The organism is Actinotalea sp. JY-7885 (assembly GCF_014525465.1).
GTDB lineage: Bacteria > Actinomycetota > Actinomycetes > Actinomycetales > Cellulomonadaceae > Actinotalea.
This window is the reverse complement of the sequence record NZ_JACEXH010000328.1, coordinates 1-1125: the sequence shown is the minus strand read 5'-3', so window position 1 is coordinate 1125 and position 1125 is coordinate 1. Positions and strand designations below refer to the sequence as shown.

The 1125-nt window shown below is 75.9% G+C and carries 1 protein-coding gene; it reads right to left on the bottom strand.

Going from position 1 to position 1125, the window contains the following annotated elements; genetic code table 11:
- Positions 1-909: DUF4349 domain-containing protein (locus IDM29_RS16790; RefSeq protein ID WP_188037847.1), on the bottom strand; the 909-nt coding region annotated here is incomplete at its 3' end.
- Between the last annotated feature and the right edge of the window lie 216 nt (positions 910-1125).

The following is a 1125-nucleotide window of genomic DNA, read 5'->3' as shown; positions in this document are numbered from 1 at the left end:
CGGCACCGGGCCGGTCGGCCCGCCCTGCGGCGGCAGCGACGTCGTCGGTCCGGTCGCCCCGCCCGGCCCGAACCGCGGGGTGGCGGAGGGCCGCGCCGCCCTCCGTCGCGGGAGGGCGCGGCGCACGAAGAGCACCACGGCCGCGACGAGGGCCGCGAAGGCGAGCCACGGGAGGAGGGTGCCGATGGCCTGCAGCAGCCCCGTCAGCGTGGCGAGCAGGGCGTTCCACCCGTTCACGAGGCCCGCCCAGAAACCGGTCGCAGGCTCCTCCGGCGCGGCGCCCTCGGTCCACATCTCGATCCGGAACGTCGAGAGCGCGATGTCGTCGGCGAGCGCCGCCTGCTGCCCGAGGAGGACCTCGAGCTCGGACTGGCGCTCCGTCAGCACCTGCTCGGCCTCGACGATCTCGGAGACGGTCCCGGCGCGCCCGAGGAGCTCCTCGAGGCGGGTGATCGAGATCTCGAGCGCCCGGATGCGGGCGTCGAGGTCGCGCACCTGGTCGGTGACCTCCTCGCTCTGGATCGAGGTGTCACGCACCTCGCCGAGGCCCTTGAGCTCCTCGAGCGTCTCGGTCACCTCGTCGGCCGGGATGCGGGCCACGAGCTCCGCCCACGCGTAGTCGTCGTCCGCGCCGCCCTGCTCGACGCGCTCCTGGACGTGGCCCCCGGCGTCCTCGACCAGCTGCGCCGCCTCGGCGACCGAGACCGCCGGGTCCTCGACCAGCATCGAGACGCTGCCCGTGACCACGAAGCTCTGCTCGCCGCCGGCGCCCTCGTCCGAGACGGCCCCCTCCTCGGAGCGGGCGGCGTGCGGCTGCGCGCCGCCCGCTCCGGAGTCGGCACCGCCGCCCGAGCACCCGGCGACGAGCAGGACGGCGACGACGGCGAGCGACTGCATCAGGCTGCGCATGGCGCCACGTTAGGCCTGCGCGGAGGCGCCTGGTCCGTCCGCCAAGGGATCGTGATCGTTTCGTCATGCGACCGTGTCCCGTGTGACCATCGACACGATGACGACGAGCGCCGCCCCGAGCACACCGTCCCCCACCGGCGGCGTCGAGCGCCTGCGGGCCGCCGCCGCCGGTGCCGTGCTGCGGCGGGTCGCCGGGCCGGACCCGGCGCAGGCGCG